Annotated in this window: 11 protein-coding genes and 1 pseudogene; 5 read left to right on the top strand and 7 right to left on the bottom strand. The window is 63.7% G+C overall.

Annotation, left to right across the window (positions count from 1 at the left end):
- Positions 1-17 precede the first annotated feature (17 nt).
- Both CAG18_RS24840 and CAG18_RS24835 read right to left on the bottom strand, forming a co-directional pair.
- On the bottom strand, positions 18-500 hold the full coding sequence (locus tag CAG18_RS24840) for a GAF domain-containing protein (protein WP_003260813.1): 483 nt from the start codon (positions 498-500) through the stop codon (positions 18-20).
- Entirely contained in the window at positions 501-1,388 is an 888-nt protein-coding gene (locus CAG18_RS24835; protein ID WP_015269384.1) for an ATP-binding protein, read from the bottom strand.
- A gap of 204 nt (positions 1,389-1,592) precedes the next feature.
- Between CAG18_RS24835 and CAG18_RS24830 the strand changes: the two genes are divergently transcribed.
- On the top strand, positions 1,593-3,950 hold the full coding sequence (locus CAG18_RS24830; protein WP_085721754.1) for a response regulator: 2,358 nt from the start codon (positions 1,593-1,595) through the stop codon (positions 3,948-3,950).
- Here the strand turns inward: CAG18_RS24830 and CAG18_RS24825 are convergent.
- Positions 3,940-4,428: a glutathione peroxidase gene (locus CAG18_RS24825; protein WP_015269382.1), complete on the bottom strand. Its 489-nt coding sequence runs from the start codon at positions 4,426-4,428 to the stop codon at positions 3,940-3,942. The genes CAG18_RS24830 and CAG18_RS24825 overlap by 11 nt on opposite strands.
- Positions 4,429-4,441: 13 nt before the next feature.
- Positions 4,442-4,837: a peptide-methionine (R)-S-oxide reductase MsrB gene (msrB, locus tag CAG18_RS24820; RefSeq protein ID WP_015269381.1), complete on the bottom strand. Its 396-nt coding sequence runs from the start codon at positions 4,835-4,837 to the stop codon at positions 4,442-4,444.
- A 167-nt stretch (positions 4,838-5,004) separates the two neighbouring features.
- Between msrB and CAG18_RS24815 the strand changes: the two genes are divergently transcribed.
- On the top strand, positions 5,005-6,216 hold the full coding sequence (locus CAG18_RS24815; RefSeq protein WP_061552373.1) for a pyridoxal phosphate-dependent aminotransferase: 1,212 nt from the start codon (positions 5,005-5,007) through the stop codon (positions 6,214-6,216).
- A gap of 275 nt (positions 6,217-6,491) precedes the next feature.
- The gene (gene htpX / locus CAG18_RS24810; protein ID WP_003259721.1) at positions 6,492-7,379 is read left to right on the top strand and encodes a protease HtpX; all 888 of its coding nucleotides are present in this window, start codon (positions 6,492-6,494) and stop codon (positions 7,377-7,379) included.
- Between the two features lie 52 nt (positions 7,380-7,431).
- On the opposite strand, the gene CAG18_RS24805 is transcribed toward htpX, so the two are convergent.
- The gene (locus CAG18_RS24805; RefSeq protein ID WP_061302956.1) at positions 7,432-8,082 is read right to left on the bottom strand and encodes a thiopurine S-methyltransferase; all 651 of its coding nucleotides are present in this window, start codon (positions 8,080-8,082) and stop codon (positions 7,432-7,434) included.
- Between the two features lie 101 nt (positions 8,083-8,183).
- On the opposite strand from CAG18_RS24805, the gene CAG18_RS24800 reads away from it, so the two are divergent.
- The gene (locus tag CAG18_RS24800) at positions 8,184-8,951 is read left to right on the top strand and encodes a class III extradiol ring-cleavage dioxygenase (RefSeq protein ID WP_085721753.1); all 768 of its coding nucleotides are present in this window, start codon (positions 8,184-8,186) and stop codon (positions 8,949-8,951) included.
- 152 nt (positions 8,952-9,103) lie between these two features.
- Here CAG18_RS24800 and CAG18_RS24790 read toward each other — a convergent pair.
- Positions 9,104-10,817, bottom strand: a pseudogene (locus CAG18_RS24790) (DEAD/DEAH box helicase).
- A 406-nt stretch (positions 10,818-11,223) separates the two neighbouring features.
- The gene (locus CAG18_RS24785; RefSeq protein WP_015269377.1) at positions 11,224-11,979 is read right to left on the bottom strand and encodes a spermidine synthase; all 756 of its coding nucleotides are present in this window, start codon (positions 11,977-11,979) and stop codon (positions 11,224-11,226) included.
- Positions 11,980-12,095: 116 nt separating this feature from the next.
- Here CAG18_RS24785 and CAG18_RS24780 point away from each other — a divergent pair, with 116 nt between their 5' ends.
- The gene (locus CAG18_RS24780; protein WP_015269376.1) at positions 12,096-13,442 is read left to right on the top strand and encodes a class II 3-deoxy-7-phosphoheptulonate synthase; all 1,347 of its coding nucleotides are present in this window, start codon (positions 12,096-12,098) and stop codon (positions 13,440-13,442) included.
- Positions 13,443-13,448 lie beyond the last annotated feature (6 nt).

Genomic DNA, 13,448 nt, shown 5'->3' with positions numbered 1-13,448 from the left:
GGTACAGGCAACAAATATCAGCAGTCGGTCAACTCCAGAAAAATCGCCGCCAACCGCTCCAGCCCCACCTGATCCGCCTCGCTGAAGCGCCCAAGCTTCGGGCTGTCCAGGTCCAGCACACCAATCAACCTGCCCTCCTTCACCAGCGGGATCACCAGCTCGCTGTTGGACGCGCTGTCACAGGCAATGTGCCCCGGGAACGCATGCACGTCCTCTACCCGTTGGGTCTGCCGGGTGGCCGCTGCCGCCCCGCACACGCCTTTGCTGAACGGGATGCGCACGCATGCCACCTGGCCCTGGAACGGGCCCAGCACCAGTTCTTCGTTGCGGTTGAGGTAGAACCCCGCCCAGTTCAGGTCATCCACCTGGTTATAGAGGAACGCCGAAAACTGCGCGGCATTGGCGATGAAGTCACGCTCGTCGGCAAACAGCGCCTGCACTTGCGCCGCCAGCAGGTTGTAGCCGTCGAGGCCGGCGCCACTGGCATTGAGGTCGATCATTTACTTTTGCTCCAGCAATTGCAGCCCGACCCAGTAGCGGGCGAACTGATAGGCACAACGGCCATTACGGTTACCGCGGCCGGTGGCCCAGCGCACGGCGAGGATGTCGAGTTCTTCGCTGCGCTGCCAGGCCAGGCCGGCAGTTTGCGCAAGCTGGCCGATCCAGTGCTCGACCACGTTCAGGAAGTGTTCCTGGGTGAAGGGGTAGAACGACAGCCACAAGCCAAAACGGTCGGACAGGGCAATCTTGTCTTCCACCGCTTCACTGGGGTGCAGCTCGCCGTCCACGCGCTTCCAGTTCTCGTTGTCGCTCTCCTTCTCCGGCACCAAGTGGCGGCGGTTGGAGGTGGCGTACAGCAGCACATTGTCGGGGGCCTGCTCGAGCGAGCCGTCGAGCACGCTCTTGAGCACCCGGTAGTCGCCCTCCCCGGCTTCGAACGACAGGTCGTCGCAGAACAGGATGAAGCGCTGCGGCAGCTTCTGCAGCTGCTCGACTACACGCGGCAGGTCGGCCAGGTGATCACGTTCGATTTCGATCAGGCGCAGGCCGGCACCGGCGTGCTCGGCCAGCAGGGCACGTACCAGCGACGACTTGCCGGTGCCACGCGAGCCCCACAGCAGTGCATGGTTGGCTGGCATGCCGTTGATGAACTGATGGGTGTTGCGGCCCAGCTGGTCACGCTGCAGGTCGACGCCGATCAGGTCGCTGAGGCGAATGTCCAGGCTGACCTCCAGCGGCAGCAGGTAGCCGCTGCGGCCATCGCGCTGCCAGCGCGCGGCCAGGGTGGTGGCCCAGTCGATGTTCGGGCGCTGGGCCGGCAACAGGGGTTCGAGGCGGGCCAGTACCGATTCGGCGCGGTCCAGGAAAGCAATCAAGCGAGCGTCCATGACGACTCCTACGAATTTCAGTTTTTTGGGGCCGCTGCGCGCCCCTTCGCGGGCTTGCCCGCTCCCACAGGTACACTGCAAATCTCGAGAGCAGTGATATACCTGTGGGAGCGGGCAAGCCCGCGAAGGGGCGCAAAGCGGCCCCCGCTTGGCAATCAACTGAAATGAACAGACAGACCCACCAGCAGCCGGGGCTATTCGGCTATGCTTGCGCAGCGCAAGGGACGTGAAACCGGCTCGGGACACATGGATATAAAGTTCACCAATCGCCTGTCATACAAGCAAGCCCGGTTGACAGTCCTGGTCGGCTTCATCCTGGGAACATTGCTCAGTCTCATCCAGATCGGCATCGATTATGCCAGCGAAGACGCGTCCATCAACCGTGAAGTACGCGCCTTGCTGCAAATCAGCCACAACCCGGCCTCGCGCATCGCCTACAACATCGACTCGGAACTGGCGCTGGAGCTGACTCGCGGCCTGCTGGAGTCGCCGGCCATCATCCGTGCGCGGCTGATCGACAACAACGAAACGGTACTGGCCGACGTCGAACGGCCGCGCCTGGAGGACCGCTACCGGCCACTCAGCGACTTCCTGTTCGGCGATCAGCGCCAGTTCAAGGAACGCCTGTATCTGACCCACATGCCCGAGGAAAACCTCGGCACCCTCTACCTGGAGGTGGACACCTACGCCTTCGGCAGCCGCTTTCTCGACCGTGCCGGGATCACCCTGCTCAACGGCTTCGCCCGCAGCCTGGTGCTGACCGGCATCCTCCTGGCGCTGTTCTACATGATGCTGACCAAGCCGCTGGTGACGGTAATTGGCGCGCTCAGCGGCAGCGACCCGCGCAAACCCACGCAAACCCGCCTGCAATGCCCACCCGGACATGAACATGACGAAATCGGCGTACTGGTAAGGGTCGCCAATCAGCAGTTCGTCAGCATGGCCACCGAGATCGATCAGCGGCGCACCGCGGAAAACCGCCTGACCCAGTACCTCAACGAGCTGGAAGATATCGTCTCGGCACGCACCAACGAGCTGAAGGCCAGCAACAGCAGCCTGAGCCAGTCCAACCAGGAGCTGGAAGAAGCCCGCCGCCGGGCGCTGGACATGGCCCAGGCACGCGCTGCCTTCCTCGCCAACATGAGCCACGAAATCCGCACCCCGCTCAACGGCATGCTCGGCATGATCGCCCTCGCCCTGGACAGCCCGCTGCCCAGCGAGCAACGCCAGCAACTGGCGATTGCCCATGACTCGGGCAAGGTGCTGGTGGAGTTGCTCAACGATATTCTCGACCTGTCCAAGTTCGATGCAGGCCAACTGGAGCTGGAGCGCATTCCGTTCGACATGGGCTCGATGGTCGAGGACACTGCCAACCTGCTGTCGCAGAACACCGCGCAAAGCGTGGAGCTGACCTGCCTGATCGCCCGCGACTTCCCCAGCAGCGTGCTTGGCGACCCCACGCGGGTACGGCAGATCGTCAGCAACCTGCTGTCCAACGCCCTCAAGTTCACCCGCTTCGGCCGCGTGGATGTGCGCCTGGCGACCATTGTCGGTGGTGTGCGCCTGGAAGTGCGCGACACCGGCATCGGCATCCCCGAAGAAGCCCAGGCACGGATCTTCCAGCCATTCACCCAGGCCGGCGCCGGCATCACACGCCAGTACGGCGGCACCGGCCTGGGCCTGGCGCTGACACGCAACCTGTGCAAGGCCATGCAGGGCCACCTGCATATCAAGTCCGACCCTGGCTTCGGCAGCCGCTTTACCGCCGAACTGCCACTGGCCGTGCACACCGAGGCCATTGCGCCAGCACCGTTGCACGGGCGCGTGGCGGCGCTGAGCACGGCCGGCAGCGGGCTCGATGAACTATTGCAGGACCTGCTGCCTGCCTGGGGCCTTGCCTACCAGCACCATGACAGTTGCGCGGGGCTCGACGCCACGGCCATCGACCTGCTGATCACCGACAGCCTGGACCACCTGTTCGAACTGCGACCGGCATTGAAAACACCGATCTTGCTGGTGACCGCCTACGGCAACTTCCTGCCCAGCGAACAGTCGGTCGCCCTCGCCCCCCTGCACCAGCTGGCCCGGCCGCTGGCGCGCAACGCCCTGTACCAGACCTTGCGCCGCACCTTGCAGGGCCATGAGCCCGAACACCCGCTGGCGACCCCGGCCATCACCCTGGAACAAGGCCGCGCGCGCATCCTGCTGGTGGAGGACAACCCGGTGAACCAGCTGGTGGCCAAGGGCATGCTGGCCAAGCTCGGCTGCCAGGTACAGCTGGCCACCCAAGGCGCCGAGGCCCTGGAGCTACTGGAACAGGACGAATTCGACCTGGTCCTGATGGACTGCAACATGCCGGTGATGGACGGCTACGAGGCCAGCCGGCGTATCCGCCAAAGCGGTCGCTGGCCCGACCTGCCAATCGTCGCCCTCACCGCCAACGCCATGCCCGAAGAGCGCGAGCGCTGCCGGGCAGCCGGCATGAACGACTACCTGGCCAAGCCGTTCCGCCGTGAAGAGCTGCTGGCGCTGGTCGACCACTGGGTGCCGGTCAACGGCTGAGCAGGCGCTCGATGTCCGCTTCCAGGGCCTGCGGCTTGGTGGTGGGGGCGTAGCGCGTTACCTGGCCAGAGGCCGGGTCGACCAGGAACTTGGTGAAATTCCACTTGATCTTCTGGCTACCCAGAATGCCCGGGGCGCGCTGCTTGAGTTCGACGAACAGCGGGTGGCTGCCGGGGCCGTTGACCTCGACCTTGCGGAACAGCGGGAAGCTCACGCCGAAATTGCGTTCGCAGAACTGGGCAATTTCCCGTGCATCGCCCGGCTCCTGCTTGCCGAACTGGTTGCAGGGGAAGCCCAGCACCACCAGGCCACGCGCGCGATAGGCCTGCCACAGTTGCTCCAGGCCCTTGTACTGCGGGGTAAAGCCGCACTGGCTGGCGGTATTGACCACCAGCAGCGCCTTGCCGGGGAAGTCGCCGAGCTTCTTGTGCTCGCCGCCCAGGGTCACGCAGGGGATGTCCAGTATCGATCCAGCCATGGTCGGGCTCCGGTCAGTCGCGCGGGCGCAGGTCGATGCACACCGAGTTGATGCAGTAGCGCAGGCCGGTCGGTGGCGGGCCATCGGGGAACACGTGGCCTAGGTGCGCATCGCAGCGGGCACAGGTGACTTCGGTGCGGATCATGCCGTGGGAGGTGTCGCGAATCTCGATCATCGCGCTTTCCTCGATGGGTGCGTAGAAGCTCGGCCAGCCGCAGCCGGAATCGAACTTGGTCTGCGCATCGAACAGCGGCAGGCCGCAGCAGATGCAGTGGTAGATGCCGTCGCGGCGCTCGCTGTTGTACTTGCCGCTGAACGGCCGCTCAGTGCCCTTGAGGCGGCACACCTGGTACTGCTCGGGGTCGAGCATCGACCGCCATTGTTCCAGGGTTTTCTCGATCTTTTGCATGTAGGGACCTCGGCAGGCTGAATTTCACAGCGCACCGTCTTTTCCGGGGCGCGGGTGGCACGTATATTAGTTGGCTTCGTGTGCCAGGCGTTCAGTCTGGCACCCGCTTCCTGCCCTTTCAAACCTTTCGGCGGGGCGTAGCGCGTTTTCTCAATCGGGATCCCATCATGCAGTTCAGCAAATCGAACAAGCTCGCCAATGTCTGCTATGACATTCGCGGCCCAGTGCTCAAGCACGCCAAGCGCCTGGAAGAGGAAGGCCACCGCATCCTCAAGCTGAACATCGGCAACCCGGCGCCGTTTGGCTTCGAGGCGCCTGACGAAATCCTCCAGGATGTGATCCGCAACCTGCCCACCGCGCAGGGCTACAGCGACTCCAAGGGCCTGTTCAGCGCGCGCAAGGCGGTGATGCAGTACTGCCAGCAGAAGCAGATCGAAGGTGTCGGCATCGAGGACATCTACCTGGGTAACGGCGTGTCCGAGCTGATCGTGATGTCGATGCAGGCGCTGCTCAACAACGGCGATGAAGTGCTGATCCCTGCCCCCGACTACCCGCTGTGGACCGCCGCCGTGAGCCTGGCCGGCGGCAAGCCGGTGCACTACCTGTGCGACGAGCAGGCCGACTGGTTCCCCGACCTTGAGGACATCAAGGCCAAGATCACCTCGAACACCAAGGCCCTGGTAATCATCAACCCGAACAACCCGACCGGCGCGGTGTACTCCAAAGAGCTGCTGCTGGGCATGCTGGAACTGGCCCGCCAGCACAACCTGGTGGTGTTCTCCGACGAGATCTACGACAAGATCCTGTACGACGAAGCCGTGCACATCAGCACCGCCTCGCTGGCCCCCGACCTGCTGTGCCTGACCTTCAACGGCCTGTCCAAGTCGTACCGTGTGGCGGGCTTCCGCTCCGGCTGGTTGATCATCTCCGGGCCCAAGCACCACGCGCAAAGCTACATCGAAGGCATCGACATGCTGGCCAACATGCGCCTGTGCGCCAACGTGCCGGCCCAGCATGCCATCCAGACCGCGCTGGGCGGCTACCAGAGCATCAACGACCTGGTGCTGCCACCGGGCCGCCTGCTGGAGCAGCGCAACCGCACCTACGAGTTGCTGAACGACATCCCGGGCGTTAGCTGCGTGAAGCCGATGGGTGCGCTGTATGCATTCCCGAAGATCGACCCGAAGGTTTGCCCGATCCACAACGACGAGAAGTTCGTGCTCGACCTGCTGCTGTCGGAGAAGCTGCTGATCGTTCAAGGTACGGCGTTCAACTGGCCGTGGCCGGACCACTTCCGCGTGGTCACCTTGCCGCGGGTGGATGACCTGGAGGCGGCGATTGGCCGGATCGGGAATTTCCTGAAAGGTTATTCGCAGTAAGTGATGGCCTCTTCGCAGCGCAAGGCTGCTCCTACAGGAGAACGCATGCCCCTGTAGGAGCAGCCTTGCGCTGCGAATGGGCTGTAAAGCAGCCCCAAAAACCCCACAGGATGTTTCTTACATCCTGCAACGCTCTATCCCACAGCCCCTGCGCCATCCTCTGCCATACTCCGCCGTACACAGTTTGAAATAGTCGCCCGATTGAATCGGCACGGCCGGCCCCTTATATACCCCGCAGTAAGCGACAACTCATCCGTCAGGAGAACGTAACAACCATGATGCGCATTCTGTTGTTTGTAGCCACCAACCTCGCGGTGGTGCTGGTTGCAAGCATTACCCTGAGCCTGTTCGGTTTCAACGGGTTCATGGCCGCCAACGGGGTCGACCTGAACCTCAGCAGCCTGCTGGTGTTCTGCGCCGTGTTCGGCTTTGCCGGCTCCCTCGTTTCGCTGTTCATCTCCAAGTGGATGGCGAAGATGACCACCGGTACCCAGATCATCAGCCAGCCGCGCACCCGCCACGAGCAGTGGCTGCTGCAAACGGTCGAAGAGCTGTCCCGTGAAGCGGGCATCAAGATGCCCGAGGTGGGTATCTTCCCGGCGTACGAGGCCAACGCCTTCGCCACCGGCTGGAACCGCAACGACGCGCTGGTCGCCGTGTCCCAGGGCCTGCTGGAGCGTTTCTCGCCCGATGAAGTACGCGCAGTGCTGGCCCACGAGATCGGCCACGTGGCCAATGGCGACATGGTCACCCTGGCGCTGGTGCAAGGCGTGGTGAACACCTTCGTGATGTTCTTCGCACGCATCATCGGCAACTTCGTCGACAAGGTGATCTTCAAGAACGAAGAAGGCCAGGGCATTGCCTACTACGTGGCGACCATCGTTGCCGAGCTGATCCTGGGCATTCTGGCCAGCATGATCGTGATGTGGTTCTCGCGCCGCCGCGAATACCGCGCCGACGAAGCCGGTGCACAGCTGGCCGGTACCGCGGCGATGATCGGTGCGCTGCAGCGCCTGCGCGTGGAGCAAGGCCTGCCGGTGCACATGCCCGACACCATGAAGGCCTTCGGCATCAATGGTGGCCTGAAGCATGGCCTGGCCGGGCTGTTGATGAGCCACCCGCCGCTGGAAGACCGTATCGAGGCCCTGCGCCGTCGCGGTTGATCCAACCGGTAAAACAAAAGGGCGACTTCGGTCGCCCTTTTTTGTACACCTGTCAGCGGCTGACCCGGTAAACCCGCTCCAACAAACTCGATACCCCGGCCTGCGAAAACTTCGGGCTTTCTTCAATCACCTCCACAGCGTCCAGCTCATCCACCTGCCACCCGGTAAACCCCTGCCGCAGCTCTTCATCCCCGACCGAAAACGGCGGTCCGTCCAGCAAAGCCTGGTCATAATCCAGAGTCACCACCAACCCCTGGCAACACGCTAGCAGCAAGCCCGACAACAGCTGCATGTAAGCCACACGCATCTGCGGCGGCAAGGCAATCAACGCCGCCCGGTCATACAGCCCCGCGCAATCGCCAATATCCTCGACCTTCAACGCAAAGAAATCCCCACACCAGAGCTCAACGTCACCACTGCGCCAAACTTCGAAAACCCCGCGCTGTTGCACCTCGGCTTCAAGCCCATGCTCACGGAAGAATGCCTCCACCGCTTGCCGCGACAACTCTACGCCCAACACGCGATACCCCTGCCCGGCCAGCCAGGCCAGGTCCAGGCTCTTGCCGCACAACGGCACCAGCACGCGGCTGCCCGGCGCCAGGCCAAGCGTTGGCCAGTACCTCTGCAGATAGGGATTCACCTGCGCCTGGTGAAAGCCGATCTGGTTGTCGGCCCACCGCTGCTGCCAGAACGCTGGCTCCATGATCACTCCTGATTTTTAGATGGTTTGTCGGTAAAAGTTGGTTTGGATTTCGATCTGTAGTTGATCGAAGATGATTGCATCTTAACCGTCAGGACCCCGCCATGCTGCCCAGCCTGTTCATTTCCCATGGTTCTCCCATGCTTGCCCTGCAACCCGGCGCCAGCGGGCCTGCGCTGGCAGGGCTTGTCAACGCCCTGCCCCGGCCGAAAGCGATCGTGGTGGTGTCGGCGCACTGGGAAAGCCGCGAACTGCTGGTTACCGGCAGCGCACGACCAGAGACCTGGCATGACTTTTACGGTTTCCCACCGGCGCTGTATGCGGTGCAGTACCCGGCACCGGGCGACCCCACACTTGCCGGCCAGGTCAGTGAACTGCTGCAGGCTGCCGGGCTGCCTGCCCGGCTGGACGCGCAGCGGCCGTTCGACCACGGCGCCTGGGTACCTCTGTCGCTGATGTACCCGGATGCGAATATTCCGGTGGTGCAGGTTTCACTGCCCAGCCACATGGGGCCGGCGCTGCAGGTCAAGGTAGGCCAGGCGTTGGCGGGTTTGCGCGACCAGGGCGTGCTGCTGATCGGCTCGGGCAGCATTACCCACAACCTGGGCGAACTGGACTGGCATGCCGGGCCGGATGTGATCGAGCCATGGGCACTGGCGTTCAGGGATTGGGTGGTGGAAAAGCTTCGGGCGAATGACCAGGAAGCGTTGCTGGGTTATCGGCAACAGGCGCCGTTTGCGGTGCGTAACCATCCCAGTGATGAGCATTTCCTGCCGCTGTTCTTTGCCCAGGGGGCTGGCGGCAAGTTCGGGGTGGTGCACCAAGGGTTTACCTTGGGGGCGTTGGGGATGGACATTTATCGGTTCGACTGAAGGGCCTCTTTGCGGGCTTGCCCGCTCCCACAGGTCCTCCACAGGCCTTGAGAGCTGTGATGCACCTGTGGGAGCGGGCAAGCCCGCGAAGAGGCCGGCACAGGCAAAAAAAATCCCCAGCCAAAGCCGGGGATTTTTTCATTGCGCCAGGATCAATCCTCGCGGTAGCGACGCAGCTTCAGCTGCTTGCCAGCCACGCGGGTGTCCTTGAGCTTGGACAGCAGCTTCTCCAAGCCATCTTCCGGCAGCTCGACCAGGCTGAAGCTGTCGCGCACCTGGATGCGGCCGATGGCGTCACGAGCCAGACCACCCTCGTTGAGGATCGCGCCCAGCAGGTTCTTGGCAGCGATGCCGTCACGGGCACCCAGGGCAGTACGGCAACGCACGCGGCCTTCGGCCAGCGGCATCGGCGCACGGCGCTCGCGGTCACCACGCTCCGAGCGTTCGCCACGCTCACCACGCTCGGTACGCTCACCACGCGGGGCGAAGCTCGGCACCAGCGGCTGCTCACGCTCTACCGCGGCCAAGTCCAGCGCCTGGCCATTGGTGGCCTTGCGCAGCAGGGCGGCAGCCAGGGCACGCGCGCTGCAACCCAGGTCGGCGGTCAGGCGGTCGAACAGATCGCCGTGGGTGGCTTCTGCTTCGGCAACCAGTGGCGCCAGGCTCGAGGTCAGCTTCTTGATGCGGGCATCCAGCACGGCCTGGGCATTCGGCAGGCGGGCTTCGGCAACTTTTTGCCCGGTTACACGCTCGATCACCTGCAGCATGCGGCGCTCACGCGGGGTGACCAGCAGCAGTGCACGGCCATCGCGACCGGCACGGCCGGTACGGCCGATACGGTGTACGTAGGACTCCGGGTCGTACGGCATGTCGACGTTGAACACGTGAGTGATGCGCGGTACGTCCAGGCCACGGGCAGCGACGTCGGTAGCGACAACGATGTCCAGGCGGCCATCCTTGAGCGAGTCAATCACGCGCTCACGCTGGTTCTGGGCGATGTCGCCGTTCAGCGCGGCAGCCTTGTAACCCTTGGCTTCCAGCGCGGAGGCCAGGTCCAGGGTGGCTTGCTTGGTACGCACGAAGGCGATCAGCGCGTCGAACTCTTCCACTTCCAGCAGACGCAGCACAGCCGGGATCTTCTGGTCGGCGTGGACCATCAGGTGAGCCTGCTCGATCGCGGTAACGGTCTGGGTCTTGCTCTGGATCTTGACGTGCTTGGGCTCGCGCAGGTGGCGTTCGGCGATCGAGCGGATCGACGACGGCAGGGTGGCGGAGAACAGCACGGTCTGGCGGCTGGCCGGGATGGCATCGAAGATCACTTCGAGGTCGTCCATGAAGCCCAGCTTGAGCATCTCGTCGGCCTCGTCCAGTACCAGGTACTGCACGGTCGACAGGACTTTTTCGTCACGACGCAGGTGGTCGCACAGACGGCCAGGGGTGGCCACGACGATTTGCGCGCCGTTGCGGATCGCACGCAACTGTGGGCCCATCGGGGCACCACCGTAGACGGCGACCACGTTCACGCCCGGCATCTGCTTGGCGTAGGTTTCGAAAGCGGTAGCAACTTGCAGCGCCAACTCACGGGTTGGCGCCAGGATCAGGGCTTGCGGTTCGCGCTTGCTCACATCGATCTTGTTGAGGATCGGCAGGGCGAAGGCAGCGGTCTTGCCGGTGCCAGTCTGCGCCTGGCCGATCATGTCGTGACCGGCGAGGATGATCGGGATCGATTGTTGCTGAATGGCGGACGGCTCTTCGTAGCCGGTCGCCAGAACGGCAGCAACAATATTCGGATTGAGATCGAGAGCGGCGAAGCCGCCGGTTTCCTGGGTCATGGGTCTGCCTCTAGGTGCATCCGCAAAGACCCATGCTCCAAAGCTGCACAAGCCATGAAAGACCGACAGGTCACCCAGGCAGCTTTGGCGGCGGGGATTTGCGAAAACGATTGAAAAAGAAAACGTGGGAAAGTCCGCCTAGCGGACGTGCAGCCGAAGCTGGACTCGGAGGGTTTGCACCACCTGATTTTGCGGTCCGCTAAAAGACCGGCGCGTACTATACCCGAAATCGTGCGCAGACGTGAGGAATATTTTCAGGGTGCTTGGCCAGTGTCGGGCCATCAATCACCTGGAGCTGAATCGATAATTCTTTATTGCCTGTACCGGCCTCATCGCCGGCAAGCCAGCTCCCACAGGGACAGCGCATGGCTTGAGGCCAACGCGGTCGGTGTGGGAGCTGGCTTGCCGGCGATAGGGCCAGCAGCCTCGCCACAGATTCATCAGGTAGCCGGCCGAATCTCGCGGATCAGCCCCTCGAGGCTGTACCCTAGGCGCGGCGCCAGCGCCTGGGCACGGGCTTTCAGCCCATCCAGGTCCAGCGTCTGCTCCAGGTCCGCCGGCACCAGCAGGATCACATTGCCCTCCTTCACCGGCAGCTCCCAGTAATGCCGGTGGTACAACCCGCGCAGCAACGCCGCGCCCAGCGGCTTGCCGTCGTCGGTGGCCCACTGGTTGATCACCAGCCAACCACCCGGGTTCAGTTGCTGCTGGCAGTTCTCCAGGAAGTTCCACGCCAGGTGGCCCACCCCCGGCCCATGGTCGGTGTACAGGTCGACGAACAGCAGGTCGGCCTTCTCCGCCGTGGGCAACAGCTCCAGCGCATCGCCGATGCGTACATACAGCCGCGGATCGTCATCCAGGCCCAGGTACTCCATGGCCAGGCGCGGTACGTCCGGGCGCAGTTCGATGGCCTCGATGTCGTCCAGCGGCAGGAACTTCATGCAGGCCTGGGTCAGCGTGCCGGCACCCAGGCCGAGAAACAGCGCGCTCTCCGGCTGCTCGTGGCACAGCGCCCCCACCAGCATGGCGCGGGTATAGTCGTACTCAAGCCAGCTGGGGTCGGCCGTGAACACGCAGCTCTGCTCGATCGCATCGCCGAATTCCAGAAAGCGGTAGTCGTCGACTTCATACACGCTGATGACGCCAAAGGCGTCCTGCACCCGTGCCAGTAGCCGCTCTTCCCGTTCCGCCGCCATGCTCACCACCTACCCGCACAAAAACGCGCATTGTCCGCCAACACCCTCGATGCAACAAGCGCAGCGCCAACTGTTACCATGGCCCATAGCCTACAACCGACAAGACCGAGCCCGAGATGAACCAACCGTGGAGCCCCGACAGCTGGCGCGCCCTGCCGATCCAGCAGCAACCGACCTACCCCGATGCCGCGCACCTGCTGAAGGTCGAACAGACCCTGGCCAGCTACCCGCCGCTGGTGTTCGCGGGCGAGGCGCGCGAGCTGCGCCGGCAGTTCGCCGAGGTCACCGAAGGCCGCGCCTTCCTGCTGCAGGGTGGCGACTGCGCCGAGAGCTTCGCCGAGTTCTCGGCGGCGAAAATCCGCGACACCTTCAAGGTGCTGCTGCAGATGGCCATTGTCATGACCTTCGCCGCCGGCTGCCCGGTGGTCAAGGTCGGGCGCATGGCCGGGCAATTCGCCAAGCCGCGCTCATCGGGCGATGAAACCATCGGCGACATCACCCTGCCCGCCTACCGTGGCGACATCGTCAACGGCATCGGCTTCGACGCGAAAAGCCGCATCCCCGACCCGGAACGCCTGCTGCAGGCCTACCACCAGGCCACCGCCAGCCTCAACCTGCTGCGCGCCTTCGCCCAGGGCGGGTTCGCCGACCTGCACCAGGTGCACAAGTGGAACCTGGACTTCATCGCCAACTCGGCGCTGGCCGACAAGTACCACCAGCTGGCCAACCGCATCGACGAAACCCTGGCATTCATGCGCGCCTGCGGCCTGGACAGCGCGCCGCAGCTGCGCGAAACCAGCTTCTTCACCGCCCACGAAGCACTGCTGCTGAACTATGAAGAAGCCTTCGTGCGCCAGGACAGCCTGACCGGCGACTACTACGACTGCTCGGCGCACATGCTGTGGATCGGCGACCGCACCCGCCAGCTGGACGGTGCCCATGTGGAGTTCCTGCGCGGCGTGCACAACCCGATCGGGGTCAAGGTTGGCCCCAGCATGAACGCCGAAGAACTGATCCGCCTGATCGACACGCTGAACCCGGCCAACGACCCCGGGCGCCTGAACCTGATCGTGCGCATGGGTGCCGGCAAGGTCGGCGACCACCTGCCGGGGCTGATCCGCACGGTCGAACGCGAAGGGCGCAAGGTGCTGTGGAGCTCCGACCCGATGCATGGCAACACCATCAAGGCCAGCAGCGGCTACAAGACCCGCGATTTTGCGCAGATCCTGGATGAGGTGAAGCAGTTCTTCCAGGTGCACCAAGCTGAGGGTAGCCACGCCGGCGGCATTCACATCGAGATGACCGGGCAGAACGTCACCGAATGCATCGGCGGCGCCCGGCCGATCACCGAGGATGCGCTGTCCGACCGCTATCACACCCACTGCGACCCGCGGATGAATGCCGACCAGTCGCTGGAGCTAGCGTTCCTGATTGCCGAAACCCTCAAGCAGGTGCGGCGCTGAAAACCT

Source organism: Pseudomonas sp. B22(2017) (assembly GCF_002113105.1).
GTDB lineage: Bacteria > Pseudomonadota > Gammaproteobacteria > Pseudomonadales > Pseudomonadaceae > Aquipseudomonas > Aquipseudomonas asiatica.
This window is presented reverse-complemented; position numbering and strand designations above follow the sequence as displayed.

Excerpts from the sequence above, each read along its gene's own strand:
- htpX (WP_003259721.1), top strand. The coding sequence starts at position 6,492 with ATGATGCGCATTCTGTTGTTTGTAGCCACCAACCTCGCGGTGGTGCTG.
- CAG18_RS24830 (WP_085721754.1), top strand. The coding sequence starts at position 1,593 with ATGCTTGCGCAGCGCAAGGGACGTGAAACCGGCTCGGGACACATGGAT.
- msrB (WP_015269381.1), bottom strand. The coding sequence starts at position 4,837 with ATGCAAAAGATCGAGAAAACCCTGGAACAATGGCGGTCGATGCTCGAC.
- CAG18_RS24835 (WP_015269384.1), bottom strand. The coding sequence starts at position 1,388 with ATGGACGCTCGCTTGATTGCTTTCCTGGACCGCGCCGAATCGGTACTG.
- CAG18_RS24800 (WP_085721753.1), top strand. The coding sequence starts at position 8,184 with ATGCTGCCCAGCCTGTTCATTTCCCATGGTTCTCCCATGCTTGCCCTG.
- CAG18_RS24815 (WP_061552373.1), top strand. The coding sequence starts at position 5,005 with ATGCAGTTCAGCAAATCGAACAAGCTCGCCAATGTCTGCTATGACATT.
- CAG18_RS24825 (WP_015269382.1), bottom strand. The coding sequence starts at position 4,428 with ATGGCTGGATCGATACTGGACATCCCCTGCGTGACCCTGGGCGGCGAG.
- CAG18_RS24805 (WP_061302956.1), bottom strand. The coding sequence starts at position 8,082 with ATGGAGCCAGCGTTCTGGCAGCAGCGGTGGGCCGACAACCAGATCGGC.
- CAG18_RS24780 (WP_015269376.1), top strand. The coding sequence starts at position 12,096 with ATGAACCAACCGTGGAGCCCCGACAGCTGGCGCGCCCTGCCGATCCAG.
- CAG18_RS24785 (WP_015269377.1), bottom strand. The coding sequence starts at position 11,979 with ATGGCGGCGGAACGGGAAGAGCGGCTACTGGCACGGGTGCAGGACGCC.
- CAG18_RS24840 (WP_003260813.1), bottom strand. The coding sequence starts at position 500 with ATGATCGACCTCAATGCCAGTGGCGCCGGCCTCGACGGCTACAACCTG.